2 protein-coding genes are annotated in these 1,797 nt (G+C 68.8%); both read right to left on the reverse strand.

Going from position 1 to position 1,797, the window contains the following annotated elements; all coding sequences use genetic code 11:
• Window positions 1-53 precede the first annotated feature (53 nt).
• Entirely contained in the window at window positions 54-857 is an 804-nt protein-coding gene (locus tag GX015_RS00890) for a DoxX family membrane protein (protein ID WP_291342087.1), read from the reverse strand.
• Between the two features lie 97 nt (window positions 858-954).
• A complete protein-coding gene (locus tag GX015_RS00895; protein ID WP_291342088.1) occupies window positions 955-1,704 on the reverse strand; it encodes an MBL fold metallo-hydrolase in 750 nt (249 codons plus the stop codon).
• Window positions 1,705-1,797: the final 93 nt, after the last annotated feature.

Below are 1,797 nucleotides of genomic sequence, written 5' to 3' on the forward strand. Positions count from 1 at the left end.
GCGCGGGCCGCGCGGGGAACCGCGAACGGCGGCCGTGGTGGCCGGGCGGGTTCCTACTTGAGGTTCTTGCGGGCCTTCTTGATCTGCTTGCGCGCCTGCTTGCGGGACTTCTTGGTCTCCTTCGCGGCCGTGTCGGCGGCGTCGGCGAAGGTTTCGCGGGCGGTCTCGGCGGCGCCGGCGAGGGTGTCGCGGGCCTCCTCGGCGAAGGTCTGCAGCGAGTCCTTCCAGTCGTCCTTGTTGTCGGCGACGTAATCCTCGGCGCGGTGGAGCGCGACGACCGACTTGTCCTGCAGGTCGGAGCCGACCTCCTGGGCCTTCTCCAGCCACTCGGATGCGGTGCCCTTGATCTCCTCGGTGCGCTTCTCGGCCTCCGACTTGGTCGGCAGGGCCGCCTGCACCTTCTTGTTCACCTGCTTGCCGGCGTGCTCGGCGCGCCAGGCGAGGCCCGGGCGGCCGGCGGTGTCGGCGGTGGCCAGGAAGAGGCCGCCGAGCAGCGCGACATCGGTGAGGAAACCGGTCTTGCGGGCCTTGCGCTCCTTCGGATCCTGGGTCTCCCAGAACGAGTGGCGGGCCAGGGCGGTGGGCACCTGGACCAGGGCCAGGGCGGTGGCCGCGACGCGCGGGGCCTTGCCCAGGGCGTACAGGGCGCCGGCGGCGACCTTCGTGCCCGCGACGATCTGGACCGACGTCTGCGGGTTGCTCGGCAGGAAGGAGACGTACTGGGCGGGCACGACGGTGCGGAGTCGCTTGGTCACCTCGCGGGCGCCGTCCACATGGTCCTTCTGGTTCATGAGGGTGTCCACGCCATCGGCGACGAAGACCGAGGCGAGCATCGGACGGGCGAGCTTGCGGATCATTTTCTGGTCATCTCCTGTTTGTCGTGTCTGTCAAAGTCGGGCCGGCGCGGCGGCCCATGAATCGATTCTACGCGCGGTGTCGGCCGGTGTCCGGGGTTTACCAACCGCGGTTGCGCCATTCCTCCAGGTGGGGTCGTTCCGCGCCCACGGTCGTATCCGAACCGTGACCGGGGTGGACCACCGCGTCATCTGGATAGGCGTCGAAAATGCGCTCCTCGACGTCGTGGAGCAGCTGCGCGAAGTTCTCCTGGTTCGTGGTCTTGCCCACGCCGCCGGGGAACAGGGAATCGCCGACGAAAAGGTGGATGGGCGCGTCGTCGGCGACCTCGCCCTCGTCGCCGTCGTCGCCCGCCTTGCTCTCTGCGTTCGCCGGCTCGCCGGCGTCGAGCCCCAGGCCCACGCCGCCGCGGGTGTGGCCGCGAAGGATGAACGCCACCAGCGTCGCGCCATCGCCGAAGGTGACCACGTCGCCCTGGTCGAGCCGTCGGTCGGCCTCCGTCGCGATGTCCGGGGCATCGAGCGTGGACGTCACGTGCTCCGCGCCCCACTCCTCGACGAGCTCGGCAAGCGCCTGAACGTGGTCGCCGTGGGAGTGCGTGGTGACGACGGTGGTCACGGTCGCGCCGACCTCGTCGGCAAGCGCCTTCAGGTGCTCTGCCTCGTCGCAGGCGTCGATGAGCAGGGACCGTTCGGGGGCCCGGGAGTCCACCAGCAGATAGCAGTTGTTGTCCATGTCGCCGACGGAGGTCTTGTGCACGTCGATGGCGCCGACGCGGACGCGCTGCACCTCGTGGCGGGACAGGTCTCCGGTGTAGTCGTCGTTGATGGTGACGTCATTTGCTGTCATGGCCGCCAGGGTAGCGGCGGATGCACGATCCCGCCCGGAAACGTTCGAACGAATGTATGAGTGATGTATCATCGCTGCTGACACGAATCCGAC

Source organism: Corynebacterium sp. (genome assembly GCF_012837295.1).
GTDB lineage: Bacteria > Actinomycetota > Actinomycetes > Mycobacteriales > Mycobacteriaceae > Corynebacterium.